General features: G+C 49.5%; 20 protein-coding genes. 7 read left to right on the top strand and 13 right to left on the bottom strand.

Going from position 1 to position 21,342, the window contains the following annotated elements; translation table 11 throughout:
- Window positions 1-133: 133 nt before the first annotated feature.
- Both ybaL and HMPREF3091_RS03125 read right to left on the bottom strand, forming a co-directional pair.
- On the bottom strand, window positions 134-1,831 hold the full coding sequence (gene ybaL, locus HMPREF3091_RS03130; RefSeq protein WP_004091788.1) for a YbaL family putative K(+) efflux transporter: 1,698 nt from the start codon (window positions 1,829-1,831) through the stop codon (window positions 134-136).
- A 508-nt stretch (window positions 1,832-2,339) separates the two neighbouring features.
- The gene (locus HMPREF3091_RS03125; protein ID WP_008814233.1) at window positions 2,340-3,563 is read right to left on the bottom strand and encodes an MFS transporter; all 1,224 of its coding nucleotides are present in this window, start codon (window positions 3,561-3,563) and stop codon (window positions 2,340-2,342) included.
- A 325-nt stretch (window positions 3,564-3,888) separates the two neighbouring features.
- On the opposite strand from HMPREF3091_RS03125, the gene ushA reads away from it, so the two are divergent.
- The 3 genes from ushA to HMPREF3091_RS03110 all read left to right on the top strand — a co-directional run bounded on the left by ushA (window position 3,889) and on the right by HMPREF3091_RS03110 (window position 7,028).
- Window positions 3,889-5,541, top strand: coding sequence for a bifunctional UDP-sugar hydrolase/5'-nucleotidase UshA (ushA, locus tag HMPREF3091_RS03120; RefSeq protein WP_070714203.1), 1,653 nt, complete (start codon window positions 3,889-3,891; stop codon window positions 5,539-5,541).
- Between the two features lie 359 nt (window positions 5,542-5,900).
- Window positions 5,901-6,113: a transcription antiterminator/RNA stability regulator CspE gene (gene cspA, locus HMPREF3091_RS03115; RefSeq protein WP_004091792.1), complete on the top strand. Its 213-nt coding sequence runs from the start codon at window positions 5,901-5,903 to the stop codon at window positions 6,111-6,113.
- Between the two features lie 195 nt (window positions 6,114-6,308).
- Complete coding sequence (locus HMPREF3091_RS03110) at window positions 6,309-7,028, top strand: acid phosphatase (protein ID WP_004091793.1); 720 nt, start codon at window positions 6,309-6,311, stop codon at window positions 7,026-7,028.
- A gap of 41 nt (window positions 7,029-7,069) precedes the next feature.
- Here HMPREF3091_RS03110 and ybaK read toward each other — a convergent pair whose 3' ends face one another.
- The 3 genes from ybaK to copA form a co-directional block, all read right to left on the bottom strand.
- A complete protein-coding gene (gene ybaK / locus HMPREF3091_RS03105) occupies window positions 7,070-7,549 on the bottom strand; it encodes a Cys-tRNA(Pro)/Cys-tRNA(Cys) deacylase YbaK (RefSeq protein ID WP_070714200.1) in 480 nt (159 codons plus the stop codon).
- A 330-nt stretch (window positions 7,550-7,879) separates the two neighbouring features.
- Complete coding sequence (locus HMPREF3091_RS03100) at window positions 7,880-8,692, bottom strand: TraB/GumN family protein (RefSeq protein ID WP_070714198.1); 813 nt, start codon at window positions 8,690-8,692, stop codon at window positions 7,880-7,882.
- A 107-nt stretch (window positions 8,693-8,799) separates the two neighbouring features.
- Window positions 8,800-11,559 (bottom strand): copper-exporting P-type ATPase CopA, encoded by a 2,760-nt coding sequence (gene copA, locus HMPREF3091_RS03095; protein WP_070714195.1) that lies wholly within the window; start codon window positions 11,557-11,559, stop codon window positions 8,800-8,802.
- 125 nt (window positions 11,560-11,684) lie between these two features.
- On the opposite strand from copA, the gene cueR reads away from it, so the two are divergent.
- Window positions 11,685-12,089 carry a Cu(I)-responsive transcriptional regulator gene (cueR, locus tag HMPREF3091_RS03090; RefSeq protein WP_004091798.1) on the top strand — a complete coding sequence of 135 codons (405 nt, stop codon included), beginning with the start codon at window positions 11,685-11,687 and terminating at the stop codon, window positions 12,087-12,089.
- Window positions 12,090-12,134: 45 nt separating this feature from the next.
- On the opposite strand, the gene HMPREF3091_RS03085 is transcribed toward cueR, so the two are convergent.
- The 7 genes from HMPREF3091_RS03085 to hutI form a co-directional block, all read right to left on the bottom strand.
- A complete protein-coding gene (locus HMPREF3091_RS03085; RefSeq protein WP_070714192.1) occupies window positions 12,135-12,692 on the bottom strand; it encodes a hypothetical protein in 558 nt (185 codons plus the stop codon).
- A gap of 125 nt (window positions 12,693-12,817) precedes the next feature.
- A complete protein-coding gene (locus HMPREF3091_RS03080; protein WP_008814227.1) occupies window positions 12,818-13,276 on the bottom strand; it encodes an NfeD family protein in 459 nt (152 codons plus the stop codon).
- Window positions 13,276-14,193 carry an SPFH domain-containing protein gene (locus tag HMPREF3091_RS03075; RefSeq protein WP_004091802.1) on the bottom strand — a complete coding sequence of 306 codons (918 nt, stop codon included), beginning with the start codon at window positions 14,191-14,193 and terminating at the stop codon, window positions 13,276-13,278. The genes HMPREF3091_RS03080 and HMPREF3091_RS03075 overlap by 1 nt, the downstream gene beginning before the upstream one ends.
- Before the next feature lie 138 nt (window positions 14,194-14,331).
- Window positions 14,332-14,931: a HutD/Ves family protein gene (locus HMPREF3091_RS03070; protein ID WP_004091804.1), complete on the bottom strand. Its 600-nt coding sequence runs from the start codon at window positions 14,929-14,931 to the stop codon at window positions 14,332-14,334.
- Window positions 14,928-15,662 carry a histidine utilization repressor gene (gene hutC / locus HMPREF3091_RS03065; protein ID WP_070714189.1) on the bottom strand — a complete coding sequence of 245 codons (735 nt, stop codon included), beginning with the start codon at window positions 15,660-15,662 and terminating at the stop codon, window positions 14,928-14,930. The genes HMPREF3091_RS03070 and hutC overlap by 4 nt, the downstream gene beginning before the upstream one ends.
- Before the next feature lie 12 nt (window positions 15,663-15,674).
- A complete protein-coding gene (gene hutG, locus HMPREF3091_RS03060; protein ID WP_070714188.1) occupies window positions 15,675-16,628 on the bottom strand; it encodes a formimidoylglutamase in 954 nt (317 codons plus the stop codon).
- Complete coding sequence (gene hutI / locus HMPREF3091_RS03055; protein WP_070714185.1) at window positions 16,625-17,872, bottom strand: imidazolonepropionase; 1,248 nt, start codon at window positions 17,870-17,872, stop codon at window positions 16,625-16,627. The genes hutG and hutI overlap by 4 nt, the downstream gene beginning before the upstream one ends.
- Before the next feature lie 268 nt (window positions 17,873-18,140).
- Here hutI and queE point away from each other — a divergent pair, with 268 nt between their 5' ends.
- Both queE and HMPREF3091_RS03045 read left to right on the top strand, forming a co-directional pair.
- Window positions 18,141-18,812 carry a 7-carboxy-7-deazaguanine synthase QueE gene (gene queE, locus HMPREF3091_RS03050; protein WP_004091810.1) on the top strand — a complete coding sequence of 224 codons (672 nt, stop codon included), beginning with the start codon at window positions 18,141-18,143 and terminating at the stop codon, window positions 18,810-18,812.
- A 1-nt stretch (window position 18,813) separates the two neighbouring features.
- Window positions 18,814-19,614 carry a CDP-diacylglycerol diphosphatase gene (locus HMPREF3091_RS03045; protein WP_070714182.1) on the top strand — a complete coding sequence of 267 codons (801 nt, stop codon included), beginning with the start codon at window positions 18,814-18,816 and terminating at the stop codon, window positions 19,612-19,614.
- A 22-nt stretch (window positions 19,615-19,636) separates the two neighbouring features.
- Here HMPREF3091_RS03045 and HMPREF3091_RS22600 read toward each other — a convergent pair whose 3' ends face one another.
- On the bottom strand, window positions 19,637-19,798 hold the full coding sequence (locus HMPREF3091_RS22600) for a hypothetical protein (RefSeq protein WP_008814220.1): 162 nt from the start codon (window positions 19,796-19,798) through the stop codon (window positions 19,637-19,639).
- A 306-nt stretch (window positions 19,799-20,104) separates the two neighbouring features.
- On the opposite strand from HMPREF3091_RS22600, the gene HMPREF3091_RS03040 reads away from it, so the two are divergent.
- Window positions 20,105-21,238, top strand: a complete 1,134-nt coding sequence (locus HMPREF3091_RS03040) for a 3-phenylpropionate MFS transporter (protein WP_070714180.1) — start codon at window positions 20,105-20,107, stop codon at window positions 21,236-21,238.
- Window positions 21,239-21,342: the final 104 nt, after the last annotated feature.

Here is a 21,342-nt window from a genome sequence, read left to right as displayed (position 1 = left end):
CCGCCTTGCTCGGACGCCTGCACGGAGTGCATGTCGGTTTCGGTGCCTTAGGCGTACGAAATCTACACCATAAACTTATGTGTACAACCCTACACCATTCAACATGGATAATCTGAAAGCGGCAGCCGTAATATTATATAGCACACCCCTGCATCTTATCCTCATCCGTCATCTTATCGACCTGCAGCAACTCCAACATACTGTTGGCGATCTCACGTTCGCCCATCACCACCTGATTCGCACCGCGATCTGAAATATAGGCGACTTCATCGTCGTAGTGCGCTCGGGCGATAATATCCAGAGAGTCTCGCTTGGTGCGGGCAAAGGCGACAATCTCACCGGCTTCGTAGCCGTTTGGAATAGTGAGTAGCAGCCAGCGTGCACAATCGATTCTCGCTAGCTCCAAAATTTCGGGATTCGCCGCATTACCCAGTACCGCATGAATACCTTGCTCACGTAGCGCCTCAACGCGCGGGCGGGAGTTCTCGATAACCACCAGTGGAACGCCTGCATCATGCAGTTTAGCGCCGATGAGACTGCCTACGCGCCCGTAGCCAACCAGAAGTACATGGTTGCAGAGGTCAACAGGGATCTGTTTCTCTTCTTCTTCAGTGACTTCTTGCAGGCTTTGGTCTTCGATAGTTTCCGTTTTGGCCAGATAACGCTCCAGTAGAGTAAACAGGAGTGGGTTAATCATGATGGACAGGATCGCCCCTGCCAGCACCAAATTCCGACCTTCCGGTGATAGCATATTTAGGGAAATCCCCAAACCAGCCAAAATGAAGGCGAATTCACCAATTTGAGCCAGACTGACGGAAACCGTTAGCGCAGTACGTTTAGAGTGACCAAACATCTTCACTAGCAGGAATGCAGCAACGGACTTACCAAATACGATGATTGCTAAGCAGCCCAGTACAGCGAGTGGTTGTTCGACCAAAATCATTGGGTCAAATAACATCCCTACTGAAACAAAGAACAGCACCGCAAATGCGTCCCGCAGTGGCAATGTATCGTGAGCCGCTCGGTGGCTAAGCTCTGATTCGTTCAGTACCATGCCAGCAAAGAAGGCGCCAAGTGCGAAAGAGACGTCGAATATTGCGACGGCACCGTAGGCGACGCCCATGGCTAATGCCAGAACGGAAAGGGTAAACAGCTCGCGTGAGCCCGTGCTGGCGGTTTTGGCCAAAATCCAAGGCACCAAACGGCGTCCCACCACGATCATAATGGTGATAAAGGCGATGACTTTACCCAGCGTGATACCAAGCTCAATCAGCAGGTCTTTTAGCTGCATATTTTGCCCTTCGCCCATAATTCCGGCGAAAGCAGGTAAAAGAACCAGTGTTAGCACCATTGCCAGATCTTCTACGATCAGCCAGCCAATGGCGATTTGCCCGCGTTGGCTATCAATTAGCTGCCGCTCTTCCAAAGCGCGCAGCAATACCACGGTACTCGCGGTGGATAAACACAGGCCAAAAACTAAGCCGGTGACTAAATCCCAACCTAATAACGACGAAAGTCCCATACCCAGCAATGTTGCCACAGCGATTTGTGCAATAGCGCCGGGTATCGCGATGTTTTTAACCGCCATTAAATCTTTTAGAGAGAAGTGCAGACCAACACCGAACATTAGCAAGATAACACCAATTTCGGCCAGCTCTGGGGCGAGTGAGGTATCAGCCACGAAGCCGGGTGTAAACGGGCCAGCAAGTACGCCTGCGACCAAATAGCCCACTAATGGGGATATTCGCAGACGATTTGCCAGCATACCTAAAAGAAAGGCGAGAACTAAGCCTCCAACGATTGTCGTAATAAGCGGGGTTGAGTGATGCATCTAGACTCCTTCTAGCACTGCACGAACAGCTAAATAATAAAAATACCTTTTTTAACTTGAAGCCGTTTCATGGCTACAGTTTCAATTAATGTGTGTATACCCGTCATACTTGAAGCAGCATCTGTGTTAGCAGTGCTCGTTCCTCACGAAACTCAGCTGGCTTGTCGGGTACGGCAAGGCTTCGTCCTGTCGGCAACGGCACAAAAACGGCTCATCAGACTCAGGTTTTTGCGATGCAACTCTAATTATTGGGGTACTAAAACCGCAATTTCTCACGTCGCAGTACCTTTAGTGGTGCTTTTGCTTCGTGAAATCAATAGGTATCTCTAATAAGTTTATTGTATTTATCGATATTCTGCTGAGTTAATTTTGGGAAATCAGTCAGAAATTAGAAAAAAAACGTGCGGATGGCAGTAAATGAAGGTTTTGTCAGGCAAGTTCATGTGGTACGCGGCTTTGGGAAGAGGATAACCCGACCAATCCTACAGGATAAGTCGGGTTATTAAGGCTAGTTAGCGTCTTTATGCTCTATATTCGGCAGTAAAGCAGTCAAGATGCCGAGTAATGGCAGGAATGCACAAATCTGATAAACCAAATCGATGCTGGTGAGATCGGCAACATAGCCAAGAACCGCGGCTCCCAAGCCTCCCATACCGAAGGCAAAACCAAAGAATAGACCAGAAACCATGCCGACTTTGCCAGGGATGAGCTCTTGTGCGTAAACCAAGATGGCGGAAAATGCCGAAGCCAATATGACACCGATAATAACGGTTAAAATGCCCGTCCAGTACAGAGAAGCGTAGGGTAAAGCGAGCGTAAACGGTGCGACACCCAGAATTGAGCCCCAAATAACATATTTACGTCCTATCTTATCGCCTAAAGGCCCGCCAATAATGGTTCCGGCGGCGACAGCAAACAGGAATGCAAACAAATGAATCTGCGCACTTTGTACTGAAACACCAAACTTATGGATAAGATAAAAGGTGTAATAGCTGCTAATACTGGTGAGATAGAAGTATTTTGAAAAAATCAGCACGAGCAGTATCGATAGAGAGATAACCACGGTGCGTCGTGGCAGCACTTTTACCGCGCCTTGGCCTTTGGGCTTACCTTTGCTTTGACGCGTTTGATGCTGATACCACTTGCTCACCTGCAGTAGTACAACGATGGCGAGCAGCGCTGCCAGAGAAAACCAGGCGATATTTCCCTGACCGTAAGGCGCAATAACCGCCGCCGCCAGCAAGGGCCCCAACGAGCTACCAAAGTTGCCACCGACCTGAAATACCGATTGTGCCAGACCATGGCGGCCACCGGAGGCCATACGTGCAACGCGTGAAGATTCGGGATGGAAGATTGACGAGCCCGTCCCCACCAGCGCAGCGGCAATAAGTACCACGCTAAAACTAGGTGCGACCGATAACAGTAAAAGCCCTGCCAACGTGAATCCCATGCCTATCGGTAAAGAATAGGGTTTAGGGTGTTTATCGGTATACATACCGATGAGCGGTTGCAGCAATGAGGCTGTGAGCTGATAGGTTAGGGTGATAAGGCCTATCTGCGCAAAACTAAGTGAAAACTCCCCGCGTAAAATTGGGTAGATCGCTAAAATCAGCGATTGGATCATATCGTTCAGCAGATGTGACACGCTGATGGCACCCAGAATGGAGAACGAGGTGCGATTGACGGGCTTTTGTGTCACGGAATCGGACACCGGATCGATGCGGTCAGTCATAGTGTATTTTTGTTATGTTGTGGGTTAAGGAGCTATTTATGTACAGGTTATGTGCAGGCTGATAAATAGAGATAGTCATCAAGCTAACAATGACAAAGTTTATCATTCTTGGTCAACCGTTGTTTTTATCTTCTCGTCGGTTATTTGTTCGCCATTGCTGGCAAATGTGGGCTGTAATTTGAAAGTGCTCGCAAAAAAATGAAATGATCCGACAAATTAGCCGTTAGAATTTTAGACTGATCATTCAACGCAGTGATTTAAATCGAATAAACATAATAACTAGAACGGTAATGGGATGATGAATATGACGACACGGAGAACCCGTATGAAATTTGCTCTAAAAGGAACGGCATGCGCTTTAGCGGTAACGCTCGCACTGGTGCCGACGTGGGCTGCCGCATGGGAAAAAGACAAAACCTATAACATCACAATTCTGCACACCAACGATCACCATGGTCACTTTTGGCAAAATGCCAATGGGGAATATGGTTTAGCTGCGCAGAAAACGCTGGTGGATCAGATACGCCAAGAGGTTGCGGCGCAAGGCGGTAGCGTATTGTTGCTCTCCGGTGGGGATATCAATACTGGCGTTCCCGAGTCAGATTTACAGGATGCAGAGCCTGATTTTCGCGGCATGAATCTAGTTGGCTATGATGCGATGGCGATTGGTAATCATGAGTTTGACAACCCGTTATCCGTATTACGTCAGCAGGAAAAGTGGGCGACCTTTCCTTTGCTTTCAGCCAATATTTACCAGCAAGGCACTGAAAAACGGTTATTTAAGCCATACGAAGTTTTCGATAAGCAGGATATTAAAATTGCCGTGATTGGTTTAACCACCGATGACACCGCGAAGATCGGCAACCCTGAATTATTAAAAGGGATCGAATTCCGTGATCCGGCAGTGGAAGCTAAGACGCTGATCCAGCAGATCAAACAAAACGAAAAACCGGATGTGATCATCGCGGCCACCCATATGGGGCACTATGATAACGGCGAGCATGGTTCCAATGCACCCGGCGACGTTGAAATGGCGCGCAAGCTCCCTGCGGGATATCTGGACATGATTGTCGGCGGCCACTCACAAGATCCGGTGTGCATGGCGTCAGAGAATAAAAAGCAGGTTGATTATGTGCCAGGGACACCGTGTGCCCCCGATCGCCAAAACGGTACTTGGATCGTGCAGGCGCATGAATGGGGCAAATATGTTGGCCGCGCTGATTTTACCTTCCGCAACGGCGCGCTGACGCTACAGCACTACCAGCTTATTCCCGTGAACCTCAGCAAAAAAGTGACCAAAGATGATGGTACCGTTGAGCGTGCATATTACACCCACAAAATCGAGCAAAACCCGCAAATGCTCAAGCTGTTGACGCCGTTTGAAGAGAAGGGCAAAGCACAGTTGGAAGTTAAAGTCGGTAGCGTGGATGGAAAATTAGAGGGCGATCGTAGCAAAGTTCGCTTTGAACAAACCAATATGGCGCGCTTGCTGCTGGCGGCGCAGATGGAGCGCACTCAGGCCGATTTGGGAGTCATGAGCGGTGGAGGAGTCCGAGACTCTATCGAACCGGGAGATATTAGCTACAAAGATGTGTTAAAAGTGCAGCCGTTTGGCAACACCGTGGCGTATGTGGAGATGAAAGGTAGCGATCTCGAAAAATATCTCGCCGTGGTTGCCAATAAAAAAGTGGATTCTGGCGCTTATGCTCAATTCTCAAACGTGAGTTTAATCGCGGATGGAAAAGGCGTTCGCGATGTGAAAATTAAAGGAGAGCCATTACAGGCAGACAAAGTCTACCGTTTGGCGCTGCTCAATTTTAACGCCACGGGGGGTGACGATTATCCGATCGTGAGTGAGTTGCCAAGCTATGTGAATACAGGGTTTGTGGACGCAGAGGTGTTAAAGCAGTACATCGAAAAACACTCTCCGCTCAAAGTGGCAGACTATGAGCCGAAAGGCGAGATTGTTTATCAGTAAAGTCGTGCATGACGGAGGGTAGGTTTTGCTCTCCGTCAACGCCAAACATGTCCCCACCTAAACTTCCACCAGTCTAGCCGTCTAGATGAGAAAATTATTATTTGAAAATAATTCTTGATAACTTAGGTCGGGTATGAGTAAATAGCGTCATCGGTTTGAAACACAGACCTTATGAACGCAGTTTTAGTAAAGCAGTCCTCAGTTCAAGCGCTATCCGCATAGATACCTCTTCTTCTTGTGAGTCTTCTCCTAAGTGCCAAATAAGAACTTTTCAATAAGTAACTCTCTGAAGACGACCACATTCGCCAGGTGATTTTTTAAATCGCTGATGGCTCAAAAAATAATTAAAGGAAGTATCTATGTCTAATAAAATGACTGGTTTAGTAAAATGGTTTGACGCTGGTAAAGGTTTCGGTTTCATCTCTCCTGAAGATGGCAGCAAAGATGTATTCGTACATTTCTCTGCAATCCAGAGCAATGATTTCAAAACTCTTGATGAAGGCCAAAAAGTTGAGTTCTCTATCGAGAACGGCGCTAAAGGTCCATCAGCAGTAAACGTTGTTGCGCTGTAATAGCTAATAACGCATGCAGAAACGCTAAGTGACTGCATATTAAGAACCCGCCTAGTGCGGGTTTTTGCATTTTTATCAGCGCCATTTTTATTTTAATTATCAAATAACTGCTAGCATTCATTAGGCAAATGTTATCCCTGTCACGGTCGGCAACGATCAGAGCATTTAAGATGCCAGATAGGAGGAAACACACCGATGAAGAAAATAGTTTTAGCAACGTTAGTTGGTTTATTAGTCTCTGGTTACGGCATGGCTGCCGACGATCATTATCTTAAATATGAACAAGCACCCGACAGCTTAAAGCTGCTGCCACCCCCACCCGCTTACACCAGCATCGATTTCCTGAGTGACAAAGCTCACTATGATGAAGGGAAAGCGCAGCGCAGCACAGAGCGTGGAAAGCAGGCGTATGATGACGCCGACGTTTCTAAAGATAGTTTGGCGCGAAATTTCTCCACGGCCTTTGGTTTCCCGATTTCGAAAGAAAAAACCCCTGAAACCTTCACTCTGATTACGACGATGAAAGAGGATGCGGGCGAGTATGCGACGCGTTCAGCCAAGCAACATTATAACCGCGTACGTCCCTTTGCTTTCTATAAGGAAGCAACCTGTCGCCCTGAAGATGAGAAAGAGCTGTCAACCAACGGTTCATACCCTTCGGGCCATACCACTATTGGCTGGTCAGTGGCGCTGGTGCTGGCTGAAGTGAATCCTGCTCGACAGAATGAAATCCTCAAACGAGGTTATGATCTTGGGCAGAGCCGCGTTATCTGTGGCTATCATTGGCAAAGCGACGTAGACGCTGCCCGTGTCGTCGGCAGCGCCGTGGTTGCATCCTTACACAATAATCCCGCCTTTGAAGCGCAGTTAGCGAAGGCTAAAGCTGAAGTGCAGAAGTTAAACCAAGCTCATTGAGTGAAAATTCAATTTTGACGGGTTCTGATAAACAGAACTCGTCAATCTCGTTTCGCAATCTCGGCAAAGCTGGCGTTGGTCATACGGCTAAGGTCTTGCGCTGAGAGTTCAATATCAAGCCCTCGTTTTCCACCGGATACATAAATCGAATCAAATTGCTGCGCACCGCTGTCGATAACGGTAGGCAGGCGTTTCTTTTGCCCTAATGGACTAATGCCTCCCACCAGATAACCGGTAACGCGCTGTGCCAGCTGTGGATCGGCCATATCCGCTTTTTTAGCGGAGAATGCTTTGGCCACTTTTTTTAAATCCAGCATTGAAGCTACGGGGGTTACCGCAACGGCCAAATTTTTAGCGTCGCCGTTAAGGGAAACCAGCAGGGTTTTATAAACCTGCTCGGCGTTTAAACCTAGCTTACGAACGACTTCATCGCCGAAATTGGTTTCGTCGCTGTCGTGATGGTACTGGTGGAGGGTAAAAGGCACTTTGTTTTTTTCAAGCAGAAGAACAGCGGGAGTCATTATTTAAACCTCTAAATCCATCATACTTTAAGCTGCATCTTGGTGGGGTTAGCGAACCTATGCAAACCCGAACTCTGTGTATGCAACATGACAATGAGCACAATGATAACGCTGTTATTCATCAACGTCAGGTTCGGTTACTTATTTATTCGTGCGCTAAATGTTTGTTGGCTACAGCATCCACAGAATAACTATTGCCAGAATCACAGCGGCATTGCTACCCTATGCTGGCAACTACGAGGGTAAACAGAATGTCTATCCTTGTAGCATAACGATAATAATGAAATTCCTCTTTGACTGGCCAATAGAAATATTGGCCATTTTTTTCGCCTAATGTGCAGTGTAGGGCGCGAGGAGTTCTGGCAGGTTACCTTCGCTGTAGAGATGTAAAGCGCCAACGGCGACCACATAGTTTCCTGCGGGGAGTGCCAGCAGCATTTTTTGCCATTTTTGATTGCGATCGCCCATTAGTACTTGATAAAGCTCATCGCTGAAAGTGGTCGGTAGATCGGTGGTTGAGATCGACTCCGTCGGTGATATCCATCCGCTAATCAGCGTTTGCAGCAAGCGTGCGTTGGTATGCCAATGTGTCAGGGTGTCTTGCAGCAGCACGATCCCATTATTGGGTAACGCGTGCAGTAACGCCATTTGAGTATCAGCCCCCTCAAGTTCGATGACGTTGAGTGAACTTTGCTGAGCAAAACGCAGCATCTGATAGTCGATACCATATTCAGAGCGTAGACCTAACTGATGCGCCTGCTGTGCCTGTAAGGTTAACGCGGTGCGCCAGGCGGGAAAATACTGAACGGCGCTCACCGGAATTCCCGTTTCTTGACAGCGCTGTTGCACCTGCAACCATTGTTCGTGAGAGAGGTGAAACTCCAGCGGGGTTTCTGTCTCAGGTGTTTCAAAAGAGGGGGAGGAGCGGGTGATATCGGCTTCAACGATTAACGCATCCGCCTGTTTTAGCCGTTGAATTAGCGCATGGGGGAGAGGGGACATGGTTTCGGTGCCCATATGGATGCTTCCCACCAGATGCAGGTTTACGCCGCCTTGCAAGTGGATATCCAGCGCAGGATAGGCATAGGTCGTCGTGGGGACAATTCCCAACCAGAGAGCAAGTTTACGCAGCCAGTGTTTCATTAATCACCTTCCCTTTTTTTCTATGCTACGTGCAGTGTGCAGGCAAAGGCAAAAAAAAAGCACCGAAATCTCGATGCTTTTTGTCACGTTTGGTGTCGATTTAGCCTTTATTTAGATTTGGGCTTAAAGCGCAATAAACGGTTGGCGTTGCTGACTACGGTAATGGATGACAGCGCCATTGCTGCGCCAGCGACCACTGGACTAAGCAGTGTTCCGGTGAGCGGGTAGAGCACACCTGCAGCAATCGGGATCCCCAGTGAGTTGTATACAAAGGCCCCCAGCAGGTTTTGCTTCATATTGCGCAGCGTGGCGCAGGAGATTTCAATGGCGTCAGCCACACCGGTCAGACTGTGGCGCATCAGAGTAATAGCAGCCGTTTCAATGGCGATATCGCTACCTCCTCCCATGGCTATACCCACATCGGCCTGTGCCAGAGCTGGGGCGTCGTTGATACCGTCGCCAACCATCGCAACTTTATGCCCTTTGGCCTGCAAAGCTTTAATTGCATCCGCTTTACCTTCTGGCATCACGCCAGCGATAACTCGGTCAATGCCCGCTTCTTTGGCAATGGCGTTGGCGGTCAGCGGGTTATCACCGGTCAGCATGACCAACTGATAACCTAGCCCGTGTAATCGCTGTAGTGCTTCGACACTGTCGCTTCTCAGGGGATCACGAATGGAGAGCAGCGCCGCTGGCTTACCGTTTGCTGATAACAACACGGGCGTAATTCCACGCTCGGCCTGCTGTTTCAGTAGCGCTTTCACGTCGCTGATATCCACTTTTTGTTGTTCCATCAGCGAATCATTCCCCAGCAGAAGCGTATAACCCTCGACGTCTCCGCTTACGCCTAAACCGCGCAAGGTGCGGAACTGCGTCACATCTGGAATGACCAAACGTTCTGCTCGTTCTGTGATGGCGCGTGCCAAAGGATGGTTTGAGCCCGCTTCCAACGCAGCAGCCCATTGCAATGCTTGAGCCTCACTGACATCGTTGAACGTATGAATTTCAACGACTTTTGGCTGCCCTTCGGTCAATGTACCGGTTTTGTCGAATACCAAGGTATCGAGCTCACTGGCGCGCTGCAACGCATCTGCATCACGCACCAATACGCCAAACTCTGCTGCGCGTCCCACGCCAGCAATAATCGACATGGGGGTCGCCAAGCCTAGTGCGCAAGGGCAAGCAATGATCAGTACCGTCGTTGCAACCACTAAGGTGTAGACAATCTGTGGTTGTGGGCCAAAGAAGTACCAGATCAGACCGCTGAAGATAGCAATCCCGACGACGGTAGGAACAAACACCGCTGAAATACGGTCAGCCAACTGGCCAATCTCAGGCTTGCTGCTTTGCGCCTGACGAACCAGTTTGATGATGCGCGCCAGCGTGGTTTGGCTGCCGATAGCACCAGCGCGAAACAGCACGCTACCATCTTGTACCACGGTACCTGCATGAACCTGATCGCCGGTGGATTTCTGCTGCGGGATGGGTTCGCCAGTAAGCATGGCTTCATCCATCCACACTTCTCCGGAGATAATCTCACCATCGACCGGTACACGATCTCCGGTGGTTAGGCGAAGTGTCATTCCTAGCTTAACATCCGCCAGCGGGAGGGTTTTCTCTCCCTCTTCGGTGACGACGCGAGCGGTTGGCGGAGTTAAGTCCAGCAAACGCTCAAGCGCTTTGCTCGAACGTTGGCGAGCACGAGCCTCCATGGCGTGACCAAGGTTAATCAAACCGATGATCATCGCACTGGCTTCATAATAGAGATGACGTGCTTCCATCGGAAACACCTGTGGCCACAGGGTTACGGTGATGGAATACAGCCAAGCGGCACCGGTACCCAATGCCACTAAGGTATCCATCGTCGCACTACCGTTCATTAGGCTACGCCATGCGTTACGGTAGAAATGTCCGCCAGCAAATACCATGACACCAAGCGTAATCAGGCCAACGATCAACCAATTATTCTGGTTGGCCGCTGTCAACTCCATTGAGCCACCGAATAAACCCCATGCCATCAGCGGAACACCAAGGCCTAAACCTAACGCCGCCTGCCAACGGAATTTTTTTACCGATTTCTCAGCGGACTCTTGCTGGCGTGCGCGGCGTTTTTCTTCATCTTGAATGATTTCAGCACCGTAACCTGCTTTTTCAACAGCCTGAATCAGCGCCTGCGGATCGCTATGCCCTGTGACTAATGCACTTCGTTCGGCAAGGTTAACTCGCGCTTGATCTACGCCGGGAACCCCTTGCAAAGCATTCTGCACTTTCAGAACACAGCTGGCACAACTCATGCCATCAAGCAGCAATTGGACGCTGTCATCGGTGTCTGCGGAGGTATCCGGAATACTACGAGTGGCCGGAGATGATGTTTCAGCCGCTGCCAGAGTTTCCGGCGCTTGTGTTGCTGTCGTGCTGTTAGATGCAGACTGTGTCAGCGGCTCAGTTTTTGGGTGGCTTTCACCTTGGGCTAGAGCAGCTTCATAGCCAGCCGCTTTGACTGCTTCTATCAGCACGGCGGCTTCGGCAGAGCCATAGATCTTAGCTTCTGTCAGAGACACATCGGCAGCATCAACGCCTGCGACGGCTTCCAGCGCTTTGGTCACGCTGGCGGTGCAATGCCCACAGCTCAGACCGCTTAACGCTAGCGTAACGTCTGGCGTACCCGCCAGCGTGGCGTGATAGCCCGCTTGTTCAACGGTTGAGACAATGGTCTGGGCATCAGCGTCGCCGGTGACTTTAGCGTAACGCGGATTATTCAACTGAGCGACTTCAATGTCAGGGCGCGCCTCTAGCGCAGTTTTTACTTTTTTCGCACAGTTCATGCAGGACAAACCTTGCAGTGCGAACAGCTGAGTTTGTGACATAATGAATTCCTCTTGAGTATTACCGTTCAATCCAAGGATGTTGGCCGACCGGTGAATGACATGCTATTTTTCACTTGGACTAAGCTTAAACCTTCCAGCAAGGGTAAGGTCAAGCGGGAGGAAAAATGAATATTAGTGAAGTTGCCAAGAAAACGGGACTCACCAGTAAAACCATCCGGTTTTATGAGGAAAAGGGTCTAGTGACTGCGCCAAATAGGGCGGATAACGGCTACCGTTTTTACGCCGAAAAGCATATTGAAGAGCTCACCTTGCTGCGTCAGGCTCGTCAAGTGGGATTTACGCTAGAAGAGTGTCGCGATTTGGTCGATCTCTTTCGAGATAAAAGCCGCCATAGTGCCGATGTTAAAAGCCGTACGTTAGAAAAAGTGGCTGAAATAGAGCGTCAGATTGAAGAGTTACAGGCAATGCGGTTACGTTTAATGTCGTTGGCCGATGAGTGCCCCGGCGATGATAGCGCCGATTGTCCGATTATTAATAATCTGGCGGGATGCTGCCATCGCGGTAAATAATATCGCGGTAAATAGTATGGTGGTATCTCTGTGCTATAGCCGGTTTTATCGAGGGCCTGCCAGATAAATTGGCCGTGCTAAGGCTTGGCGATATTCCTCATGATTAAAGAAAGGCCATACGGATTTATCGCCACCAGATGCTTTTATGAGTGCATCCTGTGCACGCTTCTTTCTTTTATTTCTTAAATGATGAGTCCATAGGCAAACCAGAATCACCGTGCCTAAAGTCGCCTGCCAGAGCCTTTGTGTACCGTACTGGGCTAGGATGATGGTGAGAAGGAAGCATGAAGCCCCCGTGATATAGGACCACGATAGGGAGGTGATTTCGGGTTCAGGCCAGCGATATTCTAAATTTGAACGTAAAAATAAAATAATACGCGCGTTTTCCTCTTTTTCCTGAGCGGTGAGCAACTGTTCGTCTTTCAGGCTGAATTCATCGTCATCGGTGATCCACTCAGCGTCGGACATAAAACGCTTAACGATGGCATCTTCAGTTGAAATACAGGCGCTGACCCGCTGTTCATATTGATAGTTAGAAATGCGGCCGATAGAAAATTGGCGAATTGCCTGCGCGATTTGTTTTCTTGAAAACGCATCAATCATAATGATCTCCCTATCGAGAACGTCATCTTGAACATGCTTTTTCGCTATCGCTGAAATCACGTCTTTGCTGACGGTGTCACTCAGATTATTGGCGGAAATATCAAATTGCCGCCAAAATTTGCATGTTATGACCTAATGGCTTTGACTTTCAGGGTAATCCCTTCAACATCCGCAACTTCAACGACGGTGCCTGTCGGCAGATCCTGATAACAGGTCACTCGCCAACTGCTGTCGCCAATCCGAATACGTCCATTGCCATTGACAATCGGCGCTTCTAAGGTTGCGCGGGCGCCAATGAGCTGTCGGCTACGCTGATTGAGCAAGTCGTCGTTGTTTTTCGATTCTGGTTGGCTACGCTTGAGCCAGCGCCACCAAAGAAAAGCGGTTGCGACGGTGAGAATAGCGAACAGCGTTGCCTGCCACTCCCAACCGAAGGGAAAAATCCATGTCAACAAACCGACTATCAGGGCAGAGATCCCGCTCCACAGCAGGTATCCACCTGCCCCAAGCAATTCGGCTGCTAACAGCACACCACCCAGCGACAGCCAGAAGCCATGCGGATTTTGGGCAATGTATTCGACCATTATGATTTGCCTTTAACCGGACCAGTTTCTTTAAGCAGTTCAGCAATGCCGCCGATTGAGCCCATCAGATTGCTGGCTTCCAATGGCATCATGATGACTTTGCTGTTAGTGGCAGATCCAATTTTTTGCAGCGCATCGGTATATTTCTGTGCCACGAAATAGTTAATGGCCTGAATGTTACCGGCGGCAATAGCCTCAGAAACCATTTTCGTCGCCTGAGCTTCAGCCTCTGCGGCACGCTCACGCGCTTCTGCCTGTAGGAATGCAGACTGGCGCTCACCTTCCGCTTTCAGGATTTGAGACTGTTTTTCACCTTCGGCGCGTAAAATGGCAGCCTGACGTACCCCTTCGGCCTCCAGAATATCGGCACGTTTAGTACGTTCTGCCTTCATCTGGGCATTCATGGACGCAACCAGTTCAACCGGTGGGCGCACGTCGCGGATCTCGATACGAGTAACTTTAACGCCCCAAGGATTAGTCGCTTCATCCACGATATGCAGCAAACGGCCATTGATGTGATCGCGCTGAGACAGCATTTCGTCCAGTTCCATTGAACCCAAGACTGTTCGGAAATTTGTCATGGTCAAATTGACGATGGCGCGCTCCAGATTGCTGACTTCATAGGCGGCACGCGCCGGATCGATAACCTGAATAAAACATACGGCGTCAATAGTGACGTTGGCGTTATCTTTCGAAATAATCTCTTGGGCAGGAATATCCAGAACCTGTTCCATCATGTTGATCTTGCGACCAACGCGATCCATGAATGGCACGATGAGATTCAGACCTGGCATTAATGTTTTGGTATAGCGGCCAAAGCGTTCAACGGTCCATTGGAAGCCTTGCGGCACGATCTTAATCCCTGACCAAACGATGACCAACGCAACAACCACTAAGACGGGAATAACGGTAAACATCGATAACCTCCTGTTAACGAGCAGCTACATACCACTCGATTAGTTATAGTTTAACCAATCGTGCGGCAGACTGACATGATTAACAGGGGTAAAAACTAAATTAGGAATATTTAAGTGAACTTCAATTATTCACCAGTGTTACTCATCAAATCCCGTCAGTTCAAATACACCGAGATGTCCATGACCATCGAGTTCAACGGTATGGGTTTGCGGTCTTGGCGTGACGAGCACTGCGCTGTCGTATTTATTTAGGGTGATTGATTTGCCACCGCCTACTGGGGTAAGGGATATTTCGCCGTCGTGACAGAATAAAATAATGGTGCTCGCGTGGCAGCGCAGGGGAGGCATATTGGGGCTGGTCGTCACCCACTGTAGTCGAGCACCGTAATAGCGTGGGTCATAAATCAAGTTAAGGTCGCGCACTTTCCCATTCAATAGCGTGCTGCTGACGCGGCTATCGCCGGAAAAACGCTGAATTCCGCAGATCAACAATGGCGGTTCGACTCGGCCGTCTATTTTGAGTTGCAAACCTTCGCCTTCCAAAATGGAAAGGATGCGTTGATAGCCGGTATAACTAGAAAAATCGCCATCGGTGGTGACGTCTGCCATGGAAAGACGCCAGCGAAAGTCCCGCCCGCTGGGCGAATCCACGCGCATGATCTCTTGTGTAACGCCTTGTCCATTTTTCCAGGGCATCGAATGATAATCAGCCCATCGTATGATCTGCCATTGATTCATGAGGTGAAATGTCCTTTTAAGCGATGCCGAGTTCCGGGAAACAGCAATTTTGCATAGGTAACATTATGATGTTTAGACCAAGTTCGGCGTTCGATCAATAGGCAAGGCTCGCTGGCATGGATATGTAGCCACTGACTTTCTTCGGCGGAAGGTAACACTGCTTCAACGATATGCTCGCCTTCCGTGAGTGGCGCAACGCAGGATAAATAGTCATGCGGCGTGATTTTTTGAAAATCCTGTTGAAGATAATCCGGTGCAACGACGGGATTCACGTAACGGTTTTCAATTTGCACCGGCGTATCGTTTTCATAATGCACGATGATTGAGTGAAAGAGCCTTGAACCCACGCCAAGGTTGAGCGCAGCGGCCTGTTCGCTGTTGGCCTGTGCTTCGACCAGCACGATAATTTTGCAGTGATGACGATGATTGCGCGCCAGAATTTCGTCGCGGATGCTGTGTACTTCGAACAGCGCTGATTGCCCTTTGGGTTCAGCTACAAACGTACCGACGCCCTGCATACGGATCAGCAACCCTTGATGAGTCAGCTCACGCAGTGCGCGGTTGATGGTCATTCGGCTGAACCCCAGATGAGCGACTAGCTCGGCCTCTGAAGGAATACGGTGATTTGGCGGCCAAGTTCCATTACTGATGTTATCGGTGATCATTTTTTTGACCTGCTCGTACAGGGGAGCAGGCGTGGATAAAGTTGATAAATCAGTGGGAAGTGTCATGGATAATATTCCTTATGGGCGCTCGCCTATGTTCCATTGATGTAGGATTTGCCACGCGATTCGCGCCGCCGTCCGCGCACCCGACTGTAGTGGATCCAATGACGGATTGTATTCCACTAGATCTGCTCCCCACAATGAGGGGCATTCACATATTGCGCCAATCAGCGGCAACAGGCGCTCAATAGGTAAACCTACCGCTGCTGGGGCTGAAACCCCAGGCATTTGCCATGCGGGTAATACATCGAGATCGATAGTGAGATAAACGATCTCACATTTTCCCATAAACGTGCGGATCTGATGGCAGAGATCGTCCAGCGTTCGGGTTAGTGCATCGGTATCCCAAACGATCTCAACGTTTAACCGATGAGCCTCATTGACCAGCGCTTGCGTATTGGCGGCTAAGCTAGCTCCCACGCATAAATAGTGGAATGGTTTCTGGTGCTGTTCACAGTGCTGTGCCAACTGGCGGAATGGGGTGCCGGACGTGGCGACGTCATTGCGCCGCAAATCGAGATGGGCGTCGAAATTAATAATGCCTACGGTTTTGTTGGGATGAGCACGATAGATCCCTAAACCGTGAGCGAAGGCGGTTTCATGTCCTCCGCCGAAGACTAATGTGCGCATGCCGCGCTGCTGGTAGGCTGTTACGCCTTGGCTGAATGTTTCCTGCGCTTCTTCCAGCGGTGTTTCACCCACCATCAGCGTGCCACCGTCGGTTAAACGATGGTGTCCAGCGTGAGCCGCGAGATTCGCCAGCATTTTACGCAGTGCATCGGGAGCGGCGGCGGCACCAATACGGCCATGGTTTCGTTTTACCCCCTCATCGCAGGCGAAACCCAGCAAAATGACCGGCCTTGGCTCATCTTGTTGCCCAACCACCTGAAATAAGCGCAGTGCTTCAGGAGACTCCGCTAAATCGTTACGACCTTGCCACACGTCTGCGGCGGTGGGTTGCCAATGGCTCATTGTGCGTCCTCGTTAGGTTTTTTTGCAGTTGGGTGACCTTGATAAACTCGCTGATACAGAGGGTTTCGCCCCAGCTCGTAAATAATTTCCACCGGCTTTTCTGCATCCCATACGGCGAAATTAGCCTGAAAACCGGCAGCAAGTTGCCCGTGGCTGTGCTGGCGATTCAGCGCCTGAGCTGCGTGACGGGTTACGCCGAGCCAAGCTTCTTCTGGCGTGAGTCCAAACTGTACGCAGGCCATATTCATGGCGAGACGCAGAGAAGCAAAAGGGCTGGTTCCAGGGTTGAAATCACTGGCGACCGCCATAGGAACATGATATTGGCGTAGCATTTCAACCGGTGGACGCTGGGTTTCTCGCAGAAAGTAGAATGCGCCGGGCAGCAGCACGGCGACGGTTTGACTGTGTGCCAGAGCCTGAATTCCCGTTTCATCAAGGTGTTCAATATGGTCGGTTGAAAGGCCGCGATAGCTAGCGACCAGTTGACTGCCGCCGAGATTGGAGAGTTGTTCCATATGACCGCGAACGGGAATGCCCAAACGATGGGCGGCGGCAAATAGCTTTTCACTTTGTGCCAGTGAGAAACCTACGCTTTCACAGAACACATCAACTGACTCAAAGAGTTTTTTGTCCCATAGCTGAGGCAGAATCTCTTCGCAGATCAGATCGATATAGGCGTCAGCGCGTCCGCGGTATTCCGGCGGTGTTGTATGAGCAGAAAGCAGCGTAGGGCTGATATCTACGGCATTTTGCCGCGCTAACTGCTGCGCTACGCGTAGCTGTTTTTCTTCGTTAATTAAATCCAGCCCGTAGCCCGATTTGATTTCTACCGTCGTTACTCCTTCATCCGTCAATGCGCGCAGGCGTTGTTGGCTGAGGGCGAGCAGCGTGTCCGGTGAGGTTTCGCGGGTGGCTCGAACGGTAGCATTGATCCCGCCGCCGTTTTGGCTGATTTCCGTATAGGAAACCCCATTCAGACGTTGTTCCCATTCGTAGGCACGATCGCCACCGAAAACAAGATGTGTATGGCAGTCGATAAGTCCGGGTGTCACTAGCCGATGTTGTAAATCCACCTGTAGCGGATGCTGCGCTGGAAGCTGGTCTTCAGGGATCACGGCTATAATATGTTTATCGCGCACGATCAACGCATGACGCTCGATAACTCCATAGGGCGCTTTATGCTGTGCGCTCATGGTTGCCAAGCGCCCGTTGCGCCAAATAACGTCAGAAGCCAATAAATTCATTACGTCTCCAAAGCTGTATAGAGTTGTATATACATTTATTTTCGAAAGCGCGAAGGGTGTCAAACGTTTTTGATTGAAATGTTATCTAATTGTGACTTGCATACGCAGAGTTGACGGCGTGCGGTGTGGTTTGGCTAAGCAGAGACAAATCTGCGACAATATGGGCAGCTTTTTTATTACCTCCCATACTTGAAGCTGCTTCTGCGTTAGCAGCAGCGCCAACTGTTTGGGTATAGGGTGAGAAGATTTTGTTAATAATGAGAGTGTCATGTCGTATCCGATAAATGAATTGTTCCAGACCCTGCAAGGGGAAGGTTTTTACACCGGTGTTCCGGCTATTTTTATTCGCCTGCAAGGCTGTCCAGTCGGGTGTAGCTGGTGTGATACCAAGCATACGTGGGAACAGTTGCCTGAGCGCGAAATCGGCATGAATGAGATCCTGATCAAGACCACAGAGAGCGATGCATGGGGGAGTGCCACGCCTGACCAACTTTTGGCGATCCTGCACGAACGTGGTTATACCGCGCGCCATGTGGTGATTACCGGCGGTGAGCCATGTATTCATGATTTACGCCCGTTAACGGAATTACTGAACCAGCACGGTTTCTCGTGCCAGATAGAAACCAGTGGCACGCATGAAATCCGTTGTTCAGACGCAACGTGGGTCACCGTATCGCCCAAGGTGAATATGAAGGGCGGCATGAAGGTGTTGGAATCTGCTTTGATACGTGCCGATGAGGTGAAACACCCCGTGGCTCGCGAGCGTGATATTGAAGATTTGGATACCCTACTGGCGGTGCTGCACGATGATAAGCAACGTATTATTGCGCTTCAGCCGATTAGCCAAAAAGAGAGTGCTACCAAGCTGTGCATTGAAACCTGCATTGCGCGTAACTGGCGTTTATCGATGCAAACCCATAAGTATTTGAATATCGCGTAGTATGCTGATGTTTAGAGGTGCGACGCTAAATGTGTATCGAACGATTTTTAGTTTCGTACCTCTTATATTGGTGTTTTTGCTCTGCGGCTGCGCCAAGTCCGATGCCTTATGGGGCGTAGTTGATAAAGTATGTCGGGTGAACTATCAGCAAAAACACGATCCCGCACCTTGCACTCAGATTTACAGCCCAACTCAAGATCTACAGCACGGTTTCACCGTTATTCAAAATCCCCGCTTTCATTACCATTTTATTTTAGTGCCTAATACTCGAATGAGCGGAATTGAAAGTCCTGCGCTATTACCCAATGACGCGCCCGACTATTTTGGTTATGCGTGGACGATGCGCCACCGTTTAGCCTACGAATATGGCAAGCCGATACCGGACGATGTGTTAGGGCTAGCGCTAAATTCAGCCTATGGGCGCAGTCAGAATCAGCTTCATATTCATCTCACCTGTCTGCGTGAAGATGTGCGCCGCCAGCTAAAAGCGGAAAGAGCCTTTATTCGAGAACAGTGGACTTTATTACCGGATACGTTGCTGCGTCATGCGTTTTACGCCAAACGCGTCGTTCAGCCGACGCTGATGGGGGTATATCCGATTCGTTCATTGGCCGAGCAGTTTAAACTTACGCCAGAACAATTGGCTTATTACGGTGTTGCTATCGTACCTACAACCTTTGATACGCAGCCCGGATTTATTTTGCTGGCAACGCGGGTAGGGATGGGGGAGCGCAATCGCGCTTCAGTGGAGTCGTTATTGGATAAACGCTGTGAGCTACTGCAGGCAATCCCGGCTCAGTGAACCGGGGAAAGATGTGCGTGATTCAAGCCGTGGCTTCAAGAGTTTCTTCGGATTCTTTTTCCGAATAGGTGGCTAAAACATCGTGCGAAATTTGCAGTTTTAAGTCAAATTCCATCATGGAAAGTTCCTGATTGATTTCAGCCTTGAGTGCATCAATATTTTCTAACGAAGTGGAATGGGTCACTCGTCATCGTCCTAGTCAAAGTACGGGGATGCCTATGTTAGCCAGCCTTAGCGTAGATGGAATCAATCAAATCCTAATTTTAGATCCGCATCTCACAAAAAATTAAGCGGTTTAAGCGCCGTATATCGTTTGCAATCAAATAGTAAATAAAGCAACTGATGGGAATTAAAAATCTTCAGCGTATTTTAAATACGACCCGTCGACATCAGTGGGGGATATTTGTTTTCTAATTGATTTTCCGACGATATTGATTGCCAGCATGAAAGGCCTCTGTCAAAGTAACGCGTTTAAAATTAAGGAGGGAAAATGTTGCCGTCTGCGGGTTGGTTAGGACTGAGTTATTTCACCTATTTTTTCTCTTTTGGCATATTTTTGCCGTTCTGGAGCCTGTGGTTACAAGGCGAGGGAATTTCACCAGAGTCGATTGGCATATTGCTTGGCGCTGGAATGATAGCCCGTTTTCTCGGTAGTTTGTTTATTGCCCCCTCGGTTAAAAAAGCCTCTCAACTCATTACTGCACTTCGTCTGATCGCTCTCCTTGCCCTGATTTGTTCTATCGCTTTCTCATTTGGGACCGCTTGGGCTTGGCTGCTGGTTGTGATGGCCGGATTCAGCCTTTTCTATGGCCCGTTGATCCCTTTAACCGATGCCTTAGCCGCCACATGGCTGCGTCAGGTTGGTTTGGATTATGGAAAAGTACGGTTATGGGGCTCGATGGCTTTTGTGATTGGCTCTGCGGTAACCGGCGAAGTGGTGAATGCGTTTGGCCATAAAGCGATTATGTATTGCCTGTGGGCGGGACTGGTCGCCATGCTGCTTGGCATGCTGCTACGCCCGCGCCATATGCCACAGGACGCGCTGAAAGAGAGTGCGGTGCAAGACACCACTCCGTGGAAGATGTTATTAACAGAAGCGCCGGTATGGCGTTTTTTGTTGTGCGCGGCTTTATTACAGGGCGCTCATGCGGGCTACTATGGATTTAGCACTATCTACTGGCAGGAAGCGGGCTATTCAGCATCGGTGGTCGGCTATCTCTGGTCGCTCGGCGTCGTGGCTGAAGTGATCATTTTTGCTCTGAGCAAACGACTCTTTCGTCGTATGTCAGTTTCTCACCTGCTGCTGTTATCGTGCATTTGCGCGGTGATTCGCTGGAGCTTGATGGGGTCAACCACCGCCTTACCTTGGCTGATTTTGATTCAGATTTTGCATGCCGGATCTTTCACTGTTTGCCATCTTGCGGCGATGCGTTTTATTTCAGCACGGCAGGGCGGCGATGTTATTCGTCTACAGGCGGTCTATTCGGCGCTGGGAATGGGAGGAAGCGTTGCAATAATGACGATGCTATCGGGTTTCCTATTTGAGCATTATCAAGGTGGCATGTTCTACGCGATGGCGTTGGTGGTATTGCCAGTGATTTTCTTTAGGCCGAAGGTACAGTGAAGGTGTTTTGGGCGGGGTAAGGTTTTGTATGCTCTACATGAGAACTGTGTAAGGTTTCGGACGCTTAAGTACCGAAATTTACATGAGAACTGTGTAGGGTTTCG

It is taken from the genome of Hafnia sp. HMSC23F03, from assembly GCF_001816025.1.
In the GTDB taxonomy this organism is placed as follows: domain Bacteria; phylum Pseudomonadota; class Gammaproteobacteria; order Enterobacterales; family Enterobacteriaceae; genus Hafnia; species Hafnia paralvei.
This window is presented reverse-complemented; position numbering and strand designations above follow the sequence as displayed.

Bases quoted from the DNA above. Each gene is read 5' to 3' on its own strand.
- HMPREF3091_RS03100 (WP_070714198.1), bottom strand. From the start codon at position 8,692: ATGAAACACTGGCTGCGTAAACTTGCTCTCTGGTTGGGAATTGTCCCC.
- ybaL (WP_004091788.1), bottom strand. From the start codon at position 1,831: ATGCATCACTCAACCCCGCTTATTACGACAATCGTTGGAGGCTTAGTT.
- HMPREF3091_RS03070 (WP_004091804.1), bottom strand. From the start codon at position 14,931: ATGAATCAATGGCAGATCATACGATGGGCTGATTATCATTCGATGCCC.
- HMPREF3091_RS03085 (WP_070714192.1), bottom strand. From the start codon at position 12,692: ATGATTGATGCGTTTTCAAGAAAACAAATCGCGCAGGCAATTCGCCAA.
- ushA (WP_070714203.1), top strand. From the start codon at position 3,889: ATGAAATTTGCTCTAAAAGGAACGGCATGCGCTTTAGCGGTAACGCTC.
- HMPREF3091_RS03075 (WP_004091802.1), bottom strand. From the start codon at position 14,193: ATGTTTACCGTTATTCCCGTCTTAGTGGTTGTTGCGTTGGTCATCGTT.
- HMPREF3091_RS03110 (WP_004091793.1), top strand. From the start codon at position 6,309: ATGAAGAAAATAGTTTTAGCAACGTTAGTTGGTTTATTAGTCTCTGGT.
- queE (WP_004091810.1), top strand. From the start codon at position 18,141: ATGTCGTATCCGATAAATGAATTGTTCCAGACCCTGCAAGGGGAAGGT.
- ybaK (WP_070714200.1), bottom strand. From the start codon at position 7,549: ATGACTCCCGCTGTTCTTCTGCTTGAAAAAAACAAAGTGCCTTTTACC.
- HMPREF3091_RS03040 (WP_070714180.1), top strand. From the start codon at position 20,105: ATGTTGCCGTCTGCGGGTTGGTTAGGACTGAGTTATTTCACCTATTTT.
- copA (WP_070714195.1), bottom strand. From the start codon at position 11,559: ATGTCACAAACTCAGCTGTTCGCACTGCAAGGTTTGTCCTGCATGAAC.
- hutC (WP_070714189.1), bottom strand. From the start codon at position 15,662: ATGACACTTCCCACTGATTTATCAACTTTATCCACGCCTGCTCCCCTG.
- hutG (WP_070714188.1), bottom strand. From the start codon at position 16,628: ATGAGCCATTGGCAACCCACCGCCGCAGACGTGTGGCAAGGTCGTAAC.
- cspA (WP_004091792.1), top strand. From the start codon at position 5,901: ATGTCTAATAAAATGACTGGTTTAGTAAAATGGTTTGACGCTGGTAAA.
- cueR (WP_004091798.1), top strand. From the start codon at position 11,685: ATGAATATTAGTGAAGTTGCCAAGAAAACGGGACTCACCAGTAAAACC.
- hutI (WP_070714185.1), bottom strand. From the start codon at position 17,872: ATGAATTTATTGGCTTCTGACGTTATTTGGCGCAACGGGCGCTTGGCA.
- HMPREF3091_RS03125 (WP_008814233.1), bottom strand. From the start codon at position 3,563: ATGACTGACCGCATCGATCCGGTGTCCGATTCCGTGACACAAAAGCCC.
- HMPREF3091_RS03080 (WP_008814227.1), bottom strand. From the start codon at position 13,276: ATGGTCGAATACATTGCCCAAAATCCGCATGGCTTCTGGCTGTCGCTG.
- HMPREF3091_RS03045 (WP_070714182.1), top strand. From the start codon at position 18,814: ATGCTGATGTTTAGAGGTGCGACGCTAAATGTGTATCGAACGATTTTT.